This window comes from Vibrio sp. R10-SG-ISO4 (assembly GCF_059834135.1).
Genome location: NZ_JCBDHJ010000015.1, coordinates 100,929 through 115,554 on the forward strand (window position 1 = coordinate 100,929; position 14,626 = coordinate 115,554).

The 14,626-nt window shown below is 50.2% G+C and carries 11 protein-coding genes; 4 read left to right on the plus strand and 7 right to left on the minus strand.

Features of this window, described 5'->3' with window-relative positions; all coding sequences use genetic code 11:
• The first annotated feature begins 191 nt into the window (after positions 1–191).
• The 3 genes from ydiJ to AC6R03_RS09225 all read left to right on the plus strand — a co-directional run bounded on the left by ydiJ (position 192) and on the right by AC6R03_RS09225 (position 5,233).
• Positions 192–3,239, plus strand: coding sequence for a D-2-hydroxyglutarate dehydrogenase YdiJ (gene ydiJ / locus AC6R03_RS09215; protein WP_500632177.1), 3,048 nt, complete (start codon positions 192–194; stop codon positions 3,237–3,239).
• Positions 3,240–3,350: 111 nt separating this feature from the next.
• Positions 3,351–3,812 (plus strand): methyltransferase family protein, encoded by a 462-nt coding sequence (locus tag AC6R03_RS09220; RefSeq protein ID WP_334550541.1) that lies wholly within the window; start codon positions 3,351–3,353, stop codon positions 3,810–3,812.
• 317 nt (positions 3,813–4,129) lie between these two features.
• The gene (locus AC6R03_RS09225) at positions 4,130–5,233 is read left to right on the plus strand and encodes a DUF6602 domain-containing protein (protein ID WP_500632178.1); all 1,104 of its coding nucleotides are present in this window, start codon (positions 4,130–4,132) and stop codon (positions 5,231–5,233) included.
• 207 nt (positions 5,234–5,440) lie between these two features.
• Here the strand turns inward: AC6R03_RS09225 and AC6R03_RS09230 are convergent, their stop codons facing one another.
• The 7 genes from AC6R03_RS09230 to AC6R03_RS09260 form a co-directional block, all read right to left on the minus strand.
• Positions 5,441–6,166 (minus strand): DUF3581 domain-containing protein, encoded by a 726-nt coding sequence (locus AC6R03_RS09230; RefSeq protein ID WP_500632179.1) that lies wholly within the window; start codon positions 6,164–6,166, stop codon positions 5,441–5,443.
• A 152-nt stretch (positions 6,167–6,318) separates the two neighbouring features.
• A complete protein-coding gene (gene hutH, locus AC6R03_RS09235) occupies positions 6,319–7,857 on the minus strand; it encodes a histidine ammonia-lyase (RefSeq protein WP_500632180.1) in 1,539 nt (512 codons plus the stop codon).
• A 19-nt stretch (positions 7,858–7,876) separates the two neighbouring features.
• Positions 7,877–9,577: a urocanate hydratase gene (hutU, locus tag AC6R03_RS09240; RefSeq protein WP_500632182.1), complete on the minus strand. Its 1,701-nt coding sequence runs from the start codon at positions 9,575–9,577 to the stop codon at positions 7,877–7,879.
• Positions 9,574–10,647, minus strand: coding sequence for a formimidoylglutamase (hutG, locus tag AC6R03_RS09245; protein WP_500632184.1), 1,074 nt, complete (start codon positions 10,645–10,647; stop codon positions 9,574–9,576). The genes hutU and hutG overlap by 4 nt, the downstream gene beginning before the upstream one ends.
• Positions 10,640–11,860 carry an imidazolonepropionase gene (hutI, locus tag AC6R03_RS09250; protein WP_500632186.1) on the minus strand — a complete coding sequence of 407 codons (1,221 nt, stop codon included), beginning with the start codon at positions 11,858–11,860 and terminating at the stop codon, positions 10,640–10,642. Before hutI ends, hutG begins: the two co-directional genes overlap by 8 nt.
• Before the next feature lie 107 nt (positions 11,861–11,967).
• Entirely contained in the window at positions 11,968–12,678 is a 711-nt protein-coding gene (gene hutC, locus AC6R03_RS09255; protein WP_334550531.1) for a histidine utilization transcriptional repressor HutC, read from the minus strand.
• 156 nt (positions 12,679–12,834) lie between these two features.
• Positions 12,835–13,608 carry a phosphoribosylglycinamide formyltransferase gene (locus tag AC6R03_RS09260; protein ID WP_500632187.1) on the minus strand — a complete coding sequence of 258 codons (774 nt, stop codon included), beginning with the start codon at positions 13,606–13,608 and terminating at the stop codon, positions 12,835–12,837.
• A 309-nt stretch (positions 13,609–13,917) separates the two neighbouring features.
• Between AC6R03_RS09260 and AC6R03_RS09265 the strand changes: the two genes are divergently transcribed.
• The gene (locus tag AC6R03_RS09265) at positions 13,918–14,571 is read left to right on the plus strand and encodes a thiopurine S-methyltransferase (protein WP_500632188.1); all 654 of its coding nucleotides are present in this window, start codon (positions 13,918–13,920) and stop codon (positions 14,569–14,571) included.
• Positions 14,572–14,626: the final 55 nt, after the last annotated feature.

Sequence of the window (14,626 nt, forward strand, 5' to 3'; positions counted from 1 at the left end):
GCTCATAAAAGCACTTTAAATCAAGTCCATGATTTCTAAGTGTGGGAAAGAATTGCGAGAAGTTCCAATTTGACACTGCATTTCTGTTTTGATCACCCTTTTAAATGTTGTAAAGTGACCTAACTCAAATTATAACCCGAATGTATCGAACCCAATGCTGATAGGATCAGCGCAGTAGGGGCAGGAAGCAAATGTTACCAAGATTACACTCTCAACCAGATGTCGATCCCGTCGTCCTCGGTTTTCTTGATGAATTAAAACTCGCCGGTTTCAGCGGCGATATCGAAAGCCAATACTCAAGTCGCCTCGCTGTCGCCACCGACAACAGCGTCTATCAGCAACTACCGCAAGCCGTTATCCACCCGAAATCGACGCAAGATGTCGCGCTGATTGGTCAACTCGGCAGCAAAGCCGCCTATGAACGTGTCACCTTTTCACCGCGTGGTGGCGGTACCGGAACTAATGGTCAATCGCTGACGAAAGGCATCGTGGTCGATTTGTCGCGCTACATGAATAAGATTCTCGAAATCAACTCCGAAGAGGGGTGGGTGCGAGTCCAAACCGGCGTGATTAAAGATCAGCTCAATGATGCGGTGCGCCCATACGGCTACTTCTTCTCGCCAGATCTTTCCACCAGTAACCGCGCAACCTTGGGTGGCATGATCAATACCGATGCCTCGGGGCAGGGGTCACTCAAATATGGTAAAACCTCTGATCATGTCCTGTCATTGCAAGCGGTGTTTGCCGATGGTTCGATTCTTGAGTCGGACTTATCTCATGGGCTACCGAAAGAGGGCGAGTACGCGCATAAAGCGTTAACGGTCACTGAGCAAGTGTGCCGCGACAAACGCGCGCAGATTAACGCTAAATTCCCGCCGCTTAACCGTTTCTTAACGGGTTACGATTTAAAAAATGCGTTTGATGAAGCAAACGATACCTTCGATATTACCCGTGTGCTGTGCGGCGCAGAAGGCTCGCTCGCTTTTATCACCGAAGCCAAGCTCAATCTCACGCCAATTCCTAAAGCGCGTACCCTAGTTAACGTAAAATACGACACGTTTGATTCTGCCTTGCGCAATGCGCCGTTTATGGTGGAAGCCAAAGCGCTCTCCGTTGAGACGGTGGACTCTAAAGTGCTCAACTTAGCCAAAGAAGACATTGTTTGGCACACTGTCAGCGATCTGTTAGCCGATGTCCCGGGCAAAGAGATGCAGGGCATCAACATGGTGGAGTTCGCCGGGCAAGATGAGCAGGAAGTCGCACAACAAGTGAGTGACTTAACCGCCCGTCTAGAAGAGATGCTCGCAGCGGGTGAAGCTGGGATCATTGGCTACCAAGTGTGTGATGATTTGGCGAGTATTGGCCGTATTTACAATATGCGTAAAAAAGCGGTGGGCTTGCTCGGCGCGGCGAAAGGACGCGCAAAGCCGGTCGCGTTTGCCGAAGATACGTGTGTGCCACCAGAAAACTTGGCCGATTTTATCTCAGAGTTTCGCCAACTGTTGGATGACAAACAGCTGAATTACGGCATGTTTGGCCACGTGGATGCGGGGGTATTGCATGTGCGTCCTGCGTTGGACTTGTGCGATCCGAAACAAGAAGCGCTGATGCACCAGATCTCCGATGAGGTGGTGAAGCTTGTGGCCAAATACGGCGGTCTTATGTGGGGCGAGCATGGTAAAGGCTTCCGCTCTGAATACGGTCCGGAGTTCTTCGGTCAAGAGCTCTTTACTGAGCTGCGCCGTGTTAAAGCCGCCTTTGACCCACACAACAAAATGAACCCTGGCAAAATATGTACGCCGCTCGATAGCCAAGAGTCTTTGGTTAAAGTGACCGATACCAAACGCGGCTACTATGATCGCCAAATCGATGTACAAGTGCGAGACAGCTTTAAGCAAGCAATGGAGTGTAACGGCAACGGTCTCTGTTTTAACTATGACACCGCTTCGCCAATGTGCCCGTCGATGAAGGTCACTGCCGATCGCCGTCACTCGCCAAAAGGACGTGCAGGGATAGTGCGAGAGTGGTTGCGCCAGTTAAGTGAGCAAAACATTGATGTGCTCGACCTGGAAAAGCAGACGCTAGAGCGCACGCCAAGCATCAAGACTATGATCGACCGTGTCCGCAATACACTCAACAAGCGTCACGAATACGATTTCTCTCACGAGGTGTTTGAGGCGATGAGTGGCTGTTTGGCCTGTAAAGCGTGTGCGAGCCAGTGTCCGATTAAAGTCGATGTGCCGAGCTTCCGCTCGCGCTTTTTAAACATCTACTACTCACGTTATCAGCGTCCAGCGAAAGATTATCTGGTGGCGAACATTGAAACCATGCTGCCTTTGATGGCTAAAGCGCCTAAGTTGGTCAACGGCGTTCTTAGCCAAAAGTGGGTGCAAGAGATGACGGCTGCCACCGTCGGTTATGTCGATGCGCCTTTGCTCTCAACACCGACGCTCAAATCGCGCTTATCCGCGCTTAAGCCGTTTAATCTTCAAGAGCTTGCAGCGCTCTCTGCGGATGACAAGCAAAATCACGTCGTGATCGTGCAAGACCCATTCACCAGTTACTACGACGCGCAAGTTGTGGAAGATTTTGCCAAGTTGGTACAAAAGCTCGGTAAAACGCCGATTTTGCTGCCGTTTAAGCCCAACGGCAAAGCCCAGCATATCAAAGGCTTTTTGAAGCAGTTTGCCTCAAGCGCGAAAAACACCGCCGCCTTCTTAGAGCAAGTGGCCGATGTCGGCGTGCCTTTAGTCGGCGTCGATCCTGCGTTGGTTCTTTGTTACCGCGACGAATATAAAGAGGTACTTGGTGAGGCGCGCGGCGATTTTGAGGTGTTGACCGTGCATGAGTGGCTCTATCCGAAATTGTCAGAGTTTGAGGTCAACAACTCAACCCGTGATTCAGCCAATAATGACGAACCTTGGTATCTGTTTGCGCACTGCACCGAGAAAACCAAGATGCCAAACGCTGAGAAAGAGTGGGGCGCCATCTTTACTCATTTCGGCGCCAAGCTAAATACCGTGCCAGTGGGCTGCTGTGGTATGGCGGGGACGTTTGGTCACGAGGTGGATAAGCTCACCATGTCGAAAGACATTTATCAACTGAGCTGGAAGCCCAACTTAGACGCATTGCCTAAAGAGCGCTGTTTGATCACCGGCTACTCATGCCGCAGTCAGGTCAAACGCTTTGAATCACAGGTGACTCAGCACCCGTTACAGGCGCTGTTACAAATCGTATAAACTGATCTCAAGCTAGGTCACGCTCTCAATAGCCCAGAACTCGCATCTGGGCTATTTTTATCATATTGGCGGGTAATAACACTCCCCAAAACAAAGCAGTGGAGAACCAAGATGCAAAAGCTCGAACTTAAGATCCCTCCCGTCGCGGTATTTATTGCGATGTTTGTTGTGATTGCTAAAGTCGCTCAGCTCTTCCCAACGTTGCGCTTTCCACTGCCGTTTGGCTTTACCGTGTTTGCGATCTGTTTTGTTTGCGCTGGCTACGTGGGGATCACAGGCATTATCGCCTTCAAACGCGCCAAAACTACCGTTCACCCACAAAAGCCCCACGAAACATCACAAATGGTCGTGAAGGGCATTTACAGCATCACGCGCAACCCGATGTACTTAGGCTTATTCCTTCTGCTGTTCGGCTTTGCCTACTGGCAACAAAACCTGCTCTCCATCCTGCTATCGTTCGGCTTTGTCCTCTACATCAATCGTTTCCAAATCGAACCCGAAGAGCGCGCCTTAGAGCAACGTTTTGGCCAAGCGTTTATTGATTACAAGCAGAGCGTGCGCCGGTGGATTTAGTGGTAAGGTGATTGGAGCGTTAATATTTGGTGGTATTAGAGGTGCCTAGTGGATGGCTCGGAAATGCCCATTGTTGGATAAACCTTTTACTCATTCATATGCTGTTCATGGGGTTTTGCCCTACTAAAAATTATCCATTCTTCTAATGCTGTTCGTCTTGAATCCCCGTGTTGTATCACAGGGGTAAATTCGACTGACCCATCAGGGCTCACAAAACCATAATTACTCATACTAGAAATGCAACTTTTAAAGTATGAGCAACACATATACATTGTGTAGAATATTTCGACCTATTCAGTGGGCTTAGGATTTAGCAAATGAGTATTATAGCTAGAAAAGTTAACGAAAAAATCAACACTATGAAAAGTGAATTTTGTGTAAACAAAGACATAGTTCACAATGGCGTTAAAGGTGGTTTGAATGAAAATGAGCTATCAGACCTGCTAAAAGAAGTTATTCCTCATAGGTACAACATTACCAGAGGAATAATTGAAAACTCGAAAGGTGAGCAATCGAATGAAACGGACATATTAATTTATGACAACGAGATATTGCCATCGTATATGAAAAGTGACTTGTCCTTTGTACCAGTCGAGGCCGTAAAATATAACTTTGAGGTTAAAAGTAAGCTTACTTCAACAGAGTTGAAGTCGACAGTTGATAAATTTTCTAGATATAAATCTATCGGAGGGCTCTCTCCAACTGTGCTCTTTGCGTTTTCTACTGATGTAAGTGGGAATGAATTGGCTCGTTACCACAAGAATGAAGATGAAGACATATTTTTTACCAATCCAAATATCTCTGCCCTTAGTGTTTCCAGCAAATGTTATTACTATAAAGATGTTACTGAACACTATTTAAAAGATCAGTGTAGCGGTAGTGAATGGTTTAAAATGGTTTCGAGTGCGATGGGCTTTTGCTTAGAGGAAAGTTTAGCTACTTTCCGATCAATGATGTCCGATGAAGCGGCTTTGTCTCAAATGACAAGAGTTGAATATGCAAGGTCAATACAAAGTCTGATTCAACTTACAGATCATGTCAATAACATAGGCAAGAACGAGATTACAACTAACGGCATCAAATTTAGCGAGATGAAATACAAAGTACACCGTTGGATAGGTATTGAGCAAATCAGCTCAGAGGATGACAATAGAACAGAATTGTCTCTGTTATCTGGAATTTCGAATACCTTATCTAAAGGCTCTTTTGGTAATTATCTGCTCAATGGGAAGTATGATTTCAAGGTTATGGCTATTTGCTATGAAGATATGTGGGGTAACTTAAGTCTTAAAGATTTTAACGAAAATGGGCTGACCGACAATACAAATAAAGTTAATTTCACTTTTAGTAGTCAAGATGGCAAACATAAACTAACTTTTAGCCAAATAGAACCGGAGCTAGATACCCAACAGCCTGGCTAATTGAGTTCTGACAGTGGGCTTTTTTCACTTTGCCATACCTCAAGCTATTCATGCTTTGCTAATATTCAATTTTCCGAAACTCATTTCTGTCCAAAAGCGTGTTAGATTAAATCCATATAAAAAATAACTATCGTCACACATACAAAAACTACGCCCCACTATTGTGGGGCGTAGTTTTATCAATCGCTATGTAATGATCCTAACTAATCACGCAGCAACACTAAACTGAGCAAGAAACGCGTCTTTACGCTCATTGAAGCGATTTACCAAATCATCGATGTCGGCTTGGTTGTATGGCTTCAGGCCGCTGGCCACCATGCGCTTGACACCTTTGCCGACAATTTCGCCATCTTCTTTAAAATCAAAGTTGAGTGTAACAACGCCGCGTTTACCTTCAACATCAAAGGTGGCGCCGGCAAAGCTGACTTCTGGGTGGGTCAGGTCTAGGCGGGCAAATTCTACTTCCATGCTTTCGTAAATCACCAAAGGACGCTGGCAGTTGATCATCATCTGCTGCTCTTCCATCAGAGGCACCATGATGTGAGGGAAGTTCATGCCGGAGAACTGTACGTAGTTTGTCACAACGTGCTCAATGAACGCGGGATCGTGGCTCACTGCGCCTTCACGGTTCATGTGCAGGTATTCTTTACCGTTGGCATCAACCACCGCGGCTTCTTTGCTGCATTTGTTCTCAATGTGCAGGGCAATGCCATCGTTCACCATACCTGAGAAGTCAAAACGCATCTTCTGGCTGACGCCTTCTTTTTGTAGCAGCACAGCAAACAATAGATCACCGGGTACACAGAAGCGCTTGTTGTCTTCATCGTGAATAGGGTTGTAGTCACCGGCCACTTTTTTGGCGAAATGACTGGCCTGAAGGCGAGTGAATTGGAATTGCTTGTCGTTGCTAGAAAAATAAGGAGTTAAAAACATAATGTACGCTACTTAGCCAAAACTGCCGTGATTATATATGACGATTTGATTTCAATGGTCGATCCAGTTGAATTTTCACCAAACCATGACTCGTTTTGAGATGGGCCTAGAACGCAGGTGGCATTCTAGGCATTACGTTTGAGCGTAGAGGGTTAGATGCTTGGCAGGATCTCTTGTGGCATCAGATGGTTATGAACGGCCATTTTGAGCAGGCTATTGGCTTTTTCGATATCAGGGGCGAAGTAGCGATCTTTGTCGTAGAAGCTGACTTTCTCGCGCAAGATTTGCTTGGCCTCTTCAATACGTGGGGAAGAGGAGAGCGGGGAGCGAAAATCGATCCCTTGCGCGGCAGATAGGTACTCAACGGCTAAGATACCGCGGGTATTTTCCCCCATGTCTTTGAGGCGACGGCCAGCAAATGTCGCCATCGACACGTGATCTTCCTGGTTCGCTGAGGTTGGCAAGCTGTCCACCGAGGCTGGGTGAGCCAAGGTTTTGTTTTCGCTTGCCAGTGCCGCAGAGGTGACTTGAGCAATCATAAAGCCCGAGTTCACGCCGCCGTTGTCGACCAAAAATGGCGGTAGTTTGCTGAGCGCGCTGTCAATAAGTAGCGCCATACGACGCTCTGAAAGGCTACCAATTTCGGCAATGGCGAGCGCCAAGTTATCTGCGGCCATCGCCACCGGCTCGGCGTGAAAGTTACCGCCAGAGATGATGTCGCCATCGTCGGCAAACACCAAGGGGTTGTCTGAGACGGAGTTGGCCTCTACCTGCAATACATCGGCCGCGTTACGAATCTGCTGCAAACACGCGCCCATCACCTGAGGCTGGCAGCGGAGGGAGTATGGGTCTTGCACCTTTTCGCAGCCATTGTGCGATTCACCGATTTCACTGCTGTTATCAAGCAGGTGACGATACGCAGCAGCAGCGTCCATCTGTCCGCGATGACCCCGCACACGATGAATGCGCGGATCAAACGGACGACGACTGCCAAGCGCTGCTTCCACCGACATCGCGCCGCACACGGTTGCTGAAGCAAACAGATCTTCGGCTGCAAAAAGACCTTCCAACGCGAAGGCGGTGGAGGCTTGCGTGCCGTTGAGCAGAGCAAGGCCCTCTTTTGGCGCTAACGTGATAGGTTTTAGACCCGCGATCTTCAGGGCTTCAAGACCTGAAATGATCTTGCCGTTGTGACGCGCTTGTCCTTCACCAAGCAACACGGTGCTCATGTGAGCCAGCGGCGCTAAATCACCCGAGGCACCAACGGAGCCTTTTTGCGGCACACAAGGGTAGACTTGCGCGTTGACCAGCTCGATAAGCGCTTGGATGACACTTAGGCGGATCCCTGAGTAGCCACGCGATAAGCTATTGATTTTGAGCACCATCATCAAACGTACGGTTTCATCTGCCATCAGCTCGCCAATGCCGGCAGCGTGTGACAGCACAATACTCTTTTGCAAGGTTTCTAGATCTTCAGGCGCAATACGCGTGTTGGCCAGTAAGCCAAAACCGGTGTTGATGCCATAGACGGTGCGATTTTCCGCGATCACCTGTTCCACCACCTGCGTACTCTCTTCAATGGCAGGGATGGCGCTGTCGTCCAGTGAAAGGTTAACTGGGCTGCGACTGATGTGGCGCAATTGATGTAAGCTGAGCTGTCCCGGCTTTAACAGTAAGTTGAGCATGTTCATATTCCTTCTCGTGCGCGGGTTATTTTAGCTTTTTCAGTTCTTCATTGAGCATAGGAAGATCTAATCCTTGCTCTGCGGCGCATTTTTTCGCGATATCGTAGCCTGCATCCGCATGGCGCATTACCCCTGTTGCAGGGTCATTGTGCAGGACACGTGCAATTCGCTCGCTGGCATCTTGGCTGCCATCACAGCAAATAACCATACCCGAGTGTTGTGAAAAGCCCATACCAACACCGCCGCCATGATGCAGCGACACCCAAGTGGCGCCGCCTGCGGTATTGAGTAGTGCATTCAATAGAGGCCAATCTGAGACGGCGTCAGAGCCATCCATCATGCCTTCTGTTTCACGGTTCGGGCTGGCCACCGAGCCAGAATCAAGGTGATCGCGGCCAATCACAATCGGCGCTTTGAGTTCGCCGTTTTTGACCATTTCATTGAATGCTTGGCCAAGACGCTCGCGATCTTTAAGGCCCACCCAACAAATACGTGCCGGTAAACCTTGGAATTGAATGCGCTCGCGCGCCATATCGAGCCAATGGTGCAGATGGGGGTTATCGGGGATCAGCTCTTTCACTTTTTGGTCGGTTTTGTAGATATCTTCCGGATCGCCAGAGAGCGCCGCCCAGCGAAATGGTCCAATCCCTTCGCAGAACAGTGGGCGAATATAGGCAGGGACAAAGCCAGGGAAATCAAACGCATTTTCGACGCCCTCTTCAAGCGCCATTTGGCGGATGTTGTTGCCGTAATCTAGGGTAGCGGCGCCGCGTGATTGCAAATCGAGCATCGCTTGCACTTGGCGCGCCATGGATTGCTTGGCCGCTTTCACCACGGCGGCTTCATCTTGTGAGCGCATTGTCGCAACGTGTGCCATCGTCCATCCAGAGGGCAAGTAGCCATTTAGAGGATCGTGCGCCGAGGTTTGATCGGTGACGACATCCGGTGTAATACCGCGTTCAACCAACTGAGGGAAAATATCGGCGGCGTTGCCCAGTAAGCCAACAGAAATCGGCGAGGTGGCGTCTGCGATCATTGCTAGTGCTTCATCGAGCGAGGTCGCTTTCTTGTCGACGTAGCCCGTGCGCAGACGGTAATCGATTCGAGATTCATCACATTCAACGGCGATCATCGAAAAGCCCGCCATCGTCGCGGCCAACGGCTGCGCACCGCCCATGCCGCCTAAGCCTCCGGTAAGCACCCAACGGCCACTGGCATCACCAGAGAAGTGTTGTTTGGCTACCGCGACAAAGGTTTCATAGGTGCCTTGGACGATCCCTTGTGAACCGATGTAAATCCAACTGCCTGCCGTCATTTGACCGTACATCATCAGCCCTTGCTTATCGAGCTCATTAAAGTGCTCCCAGTTGGCCCAATGGGGAACGAGATTTGAGTTGGCGATCAGTACGCGTGGCGCATTTTTATGAGTAGGGAAAACACCAACAGGCTTGCCCGATTGCACCACTAGGGTTTGGTCTTCTTCAAGGCGCTCCAGCACCTCGACGATTTTGTCATAACACGCCCAATCGCGCGCCGCACGCCCGATACCGCCATACACGACGAGTGCGTGTGGGTGCTCGGCCACATCGGGGTCCAAATTATTCATCAACATACGCAGTGGCGCTTCGGTGAGCCAAGACTTCGCGCGCAAGGTTGTGCCATGTGGCGCGCGAATGGTACGCGCCGTATCAAGGCGCGGGTTGTGATGCTTGGTCGGTTGACTCATTGGGGGAACTCCTTGTTCGGTTGTTTAGTCTGGCTTGGTGTGTTCACCATGGCCTTAGCTATGTCCCAGCATAAGCGGGCTGCGAATCGCGCCGTTTGCTGGTCGATGTCAAATTTAGGGTTGTATTCGGCAATGTCGGCTAGACGCAGCTTTTCAGGCTGAGCAAGACAGAGCTGTAAAAGTGGCGACAAGGTATCAAGGCTCACGCCCCTAGCGGCTGGTGCGCTCACGCCCGGTACCGTGGCGGCAGGAAACACATCCAGATCGATAGTGAGATAGAGGTGATCGCACTGCTCGATAAATTGGCGCAACAGCTCGAGTGGGGTTTTGAGTGAGTAAGGCGCGAGCTCGGTGTCTTCGATGTACAAGACGCCCAGTTCATCCGCGCGTTGAAACAGCGCGGCGGTATTGCTCGCGCGGCTTACGCCAATGCACGCGTACTGAAAGGGCCACTTATGCGCTTGGCAGTAGCGAGACATTTGATGAAATGGCGTGCCTGAGCTCGGCTGCGTGTCTTGGGTATCAAAGGTGCGCAAATCAAAATGGGCATCAAAATTGATGATGCCTATCTTCGGTGCGATCTGCTGCTGTTGAGCTTCGCCTTGAGTCGTTGTTGCAGGCGACGTTTTATCTAAGTGGCGCTGAAGAAAGCTCGCTAACCCCTGAAAAGAGGCCCACGCCACTTCATGCCCACCACCTAAGGTGATCACTTTGCTGTGCTCGAGTGCGAGTGCAATGTGCTGCGCGCACTCATGCTGCGCCGCCTCAAGCTGGCCTTGGGTGCAGGTGACATTCCCTAAGTCCAGCCAAGGGGTCGATTCATGCCACGCGAGGTTTGCCAATGCTTGGCGAATCGCATCTGGCCCATTGGCGGCGCCGACTCGTCCTTTGTTACGTGCCACGCCTTCATCACAGGCAAAACCCAATAGGGCAATGGCATCTTGAGTGTGCTCACTGAGCGCGTCGCTAGTGGTAGAGTTGACGACATGATGCACGCGCTGACCCAGTGCGCCATCTTCTTTGTCATCGCGCCCTTGCCAGTGAAAAGATGACTGAGGTTGATTAGGCATGATTGAGCTCTCCCAATACAACACGAGCGGTTAAACGCGGCATGCCTTGCTGGTAACTAAGATCTGCTGGGTGGGCGATGTCCCAAATCGCAAGATCAGCGTCAAAGCCTGGTGCTATCTGCCCACGTGTCTGTCCATAGCCCAGCGCTTTCGCGGCGTGGCAGGTGACACCGCGCAGCGCTTCTTGCGGCGTTAAGCCAAAAAAGGTGCACGCCATGTTCATCATCATGGTTAAGTCAGCAAACGGCGAGGTGCCGGGGTTGAAGTCTGTCGCGAGCGCCATAGGGACGCCGGCTTGGCGTAAAGAGTCTATCGGTGGTCGCTGCGTCTCTTTTAAAAAGTAAAACGCGCCGGGTAGCAAGGTGGCAACAGTGCCTGATTGAGCAAGTGCATTCACGCCGCTCTCATCCAGGTACTCAATATGATCCGCTGATAGCCCAGAGTACTTTGCCGTTAACGCACTGCCGCCAAGGTTCGACAGTTGCTCAGTATGCCCTTTAATCGCGAGCCCATGCGTGGTCGCACATTGGAAGACACGCTCGGTTTGCGCCAGTGAAAAGCCGATGGATTCACAGAAGACATCCACACTAGTGGCAAGCTGCTCGTCAGCCACGGCAGGAATGATCGCTTGGCAAATATAGTCAACGTAATCGTCGGCGCGCCCTTGGTATTCTGGTGGCACCGCATGGGCGGCAAGCAGGGTGGGCGTCACGCGCACCTTACGGTGCTGCTCTAGTGCTTTGGCCGCGCGCAACATTTTCAGCTCATCGGCGAGCGTTAGGCCATAACCGGATTTAATTTCCACTGAGGTGACACCGGTGCGCAGCAGTCCATCCAAACGAGGCAGCGCGAGTTCAGTGAGCGTCTGTTCGCTCGCCTCTCGAGTGGCTTTCACGGTTGCGAGAATGCCGTCGCCTTGCTCAGCGATGGTTTGATAACTGGCGCCGCACAACCGCATTTCAAATTCGTGCGCTCGGCTACCGGCATGAATCAGATGGGTATGGCAATCAATCAAGCCCGGCGTCACCAGTTGGCCTTGGCAATCATAGCGTTCGGGCTGCGGTTGGATGTCGCCAATGAAGGCGATTTTACCTTGCACAATACCGATACTGGTCGGCGCGCTGACTTGATAGCCGCTCTCGCCCTCACACATCGTGACGAGTCGAGCATTGCAGAGCACCAAGTCGTAGTGGGGTAGCTCAGAGGAGAACATTCGATAGACTCATAGATTTAAATGTATATACAAATAATGATTCTTGAGTAGTCAAATGATCAAGTGTGATGTTATGAAAATGTGATCACTAGACCAATTTCAAACGGTCAGAAGGTCACTTTAGAGCTGAGTTTGTAACGCGTACCGGGGTGATAAAGTAACGCGGTACTGACCAGTTTATCTTGGCTCCAGGTACGGCGATTGAGCAGCAAACAGGGCTCGTTCGCCGCCAACTTTAATGCGCTGCGGACTTTATCATCTGCCACGATCGCTTCCACTGTGTGTTCAATCGCACTGAGCGGGCAGTGCTGAGAAAGGTATTGGTTGGGCGTTAAGGTGGTGAAGTCCTGCGAGAGATAGTCGGGCGCATACGCCTCGTTGACCCAGCGCAGTTCGTATTGAATGGGGGAGTTGTCCTCAAAGTGAATGATTTCACTGTAAAACACCTTGGTATCGAGCATCACCCCCAGCTTGGTCGCAATCACGCCGTCGGCCAATAACTCGACCTGCTTAATCACTTTACTGGAGTAGGCTTTGCCTCGCTGCGCGACCTCTTCTGCGATATTACGAATATCAAGCAGCGGTGACTCCGCTTTCTCATCTGGTGCACAAACAAACGTGCCCAATCGAGGTCGGCGCTGAAGTTTGCCCTCAGCAACCAGATCGCGAATCGCTTTGTTTACCGTCATACGGCTGACATTGAACTGCTTGGTTAACTCAAGCTCGGTGGTGATTTGGTGACCAACTGGCCAATGACCCGAGCTGATCTGTTGTTCGATGTAGTGTTTGATTTGCAGGTATAACGGTGATTGACTCATAAGCTCACTGATTTCAGAGGGACACGCCATCCATTATTGACTATACAAAAGGGTAACCGATTCGCTGAATGCGTCAAGCAGGAGTGAGCAAGTTGTGAGGCAAACAGGGTCTTGACCCTTGTTTGCCCATTAATGAGGAGAACTGAACCAAATTAATTAGGCAGCGCTAAGATGCGTAGTGAGGTAGGGGTGCCAAGCGTCTTGATACAGCGCTTTAGAGAGCTTGCGCATTTTATCGACCTTGGCCATTTCAATGTCATTAAGCGGGCGCGATTCGGCGGCGGCTTGACGCTCAATCAGCTGAATCTGCTCATAAATATCGTGCTCTGCGCCATTTTTGACGTCCGCAATGGCTTTGAGGTGCAGTTGCACTTCTGCAACCAATTGAGTTTTTGGCAGTTGAACCAAAATATTCAAGTCACGATAGCCTGATGCTTGTGGGCTCTTAAAACGGTTCTTTACTTTGACTACCGTAGTTTCACGCGCTAATGCTTCATAGGCGGACATCAAGCTATCAATATCGTGCGCCACTATGGTGGCTCTGGCAAGGTCGGTGATGCGATCCACTTGACCGTCGAGCTCATGGGCAATTTTCTCTTGTGCTCGCTGGCTTGATTTTACGCCAGCAAAGTAAGCGTCGGTGGAGGTTAACAGTGCGGTACTTTTACATAAGGTTTCGAGCTCCGCTTGCGCTTGGTGCGCTTTGCTGTAGAGCACGTCAAAATCTGAATAGGGTTGAGTGGGTGAGGCGTCGGTTGATTTAATGCCGTACAAACCGCTCAAGTTGTGTTTAAACGCTTTAGGGCTGACTTGGTTTTGCTTAGTACTGGGTCCTTCATCTCGGTCAGGGGCCATAGGGATCGCGGCAAACGCCGGGGCGCGGCTGAGCATTAACAGCATCAGTGCAGTGGTACGCAAGAATACGCTCATTCACTCTCCTTAGAATCGTAGTCGCTTAGAAAATGGAGGAAAAAGGAACCGCTAAGTGCTACGTGTCTGATTAAGATCTTGGGATGGAAATGGCCTTTCCAAGGTCCGCTATTCGATAAACTTTTGAATTATGATGTTGGTCTCAATTTCATTAACTTACCTTGGTTGGATTGTGCGTTTTTGCTTAAGTTCATCCGCTAGTTGTAACCAATTATGACCAGACTCCATCGCAGAATGCCTTATGCCACCTACCACGAAGGCTGACTTTCCGTTAGGCTATGGCACGTCAGTCATCGAAAGAGAAAGAGAATGAAAGATCCAGAGTTTTGGCATGCCAGATGGGCATCCAATGAGATTGGTTTCCACTTGGAAGACGTGAATCCACTGCTGATTCAATACTGGCCAGCGACCAACCCCAGCGCAGACGAAAACGTATTTGTGCCTCTGTGTGGTAAATCAGAAGATTTGGTGTGGCTCGCCACCAAACACAGTGATGTGCAAGGGGTGGAGCTGAGTAACATTGCGGTGCGCGCCTTTTTCGCCGAGCACTTTTATACGCCGTTGGTGATCCCTCTCAATGGTCAGCATGAGCTGTTTCAGTTCGATGAGCTCTCTATTTACACCGGAGACGTCTTTACCGCGCCCGTCAAACCGGTCGATTTGGTCTATGACCGCGCAGCGTTAGTGGCGCTGCCTGAAGAGATGCGTGTCGACTATGTGGCAAGAATTCAGTCGTTACTTAAACCCGGTGGGCGGATTTTACTGGTCACCTTAGATTATCCTCAATTAGAGATGGCGGGGCCCCCATTTAGTGTTGCCGAGCAGGAAGTTCGTGCCCTGTTTGAGGGGTATCAAGTGACTAAGCTCTATCGAGATGATGCCGACGAGCGCCATCCAAAAATTGCGAAGCGCGGTTTGTCACGCTTTGCCGAAGAGGTCTATTTGATTCAGGCGCCATCATGAGGCGACGATCGGAGCGCTTACAATAGGCGAAAATAAAAAACTCTGGCCATTACGG

Bases quoted from the DNA above. Each gene is read 5' to 3' on its own strand.
- ydiJ (WP_500632177.1), top strand. From the start codon at position 192: ATGTTACCAAGATTACACTCTCAACCAGATGTCGATCCCGTCGTCCTC.
- AC6R03_RS09220 (WP_334550541.1), top strand. From the start codon at position 3,351: ATGCAAAAGCTCGAACTTAAGATCCCTCCCGTCGCGGTATTTATTGCG.
- AC6R03_RS09225 (WP_500632178.1), top strand. From the start codon at position 4,130: ATGAGTATTATAGCTAGAAAAGTTAACGAAAAAATCAACACTATGAAA.
- AC6R03_RS09230 (WP_500632179.1), bottom strand. From the start codon at position 6,166: ATGTTTTTAACTCCTTATTTTTCTAGCAACGACAAGCAATTCCAATTC.
- hutH (WP_500632180.1), bottom strand. From the start codon at position 7,857: ATGAACATGCTCAACTTACTGTTAAAGCCGGGACAGCTCAGCTTACAT.
- hutU (WP_500632182.1), bottom strand. From the start codon at position 9,577: ATGAGTCAACCGACCAAGCATCACAACCCGCGCCTTGATACGGCGCGT.
- hutG (WP_500632184.1), bottom strand. From the start codon at position 10,647: ATGCCTAATCAACCTCAGTCATCTTTTCACTGGCAAGGGCGCGATGAC.
- hutI (WP_500632186.1), bottom strand. From the start codon at position 11,860: ATGTTCTCCTCTGAGCTACCCCACTACGACTTGGTGCTCTGCAATGCT.
- hutC (WP_334550531.1), bottom strand. From the start codon at position 12,678: ATGAGTCAATCACCGTTATACCTGCAAATCAAACACTACATCGAACAA.
- AC6R03_RS09260 (WP_500632187.1), bottom strand. From the start codon at position 13,608: ATGAGCGTATTCTTGCGTACCACTGCACTGATGCTGTTAATGCTCAGC.
- AC6R03_RS09265 (WP_500632188.1), top strand. From the start codon at position 13,918: ATGAAAGATCCAGAGTTTTGGCATGCCAGATGGGCATCCAATGAGATT.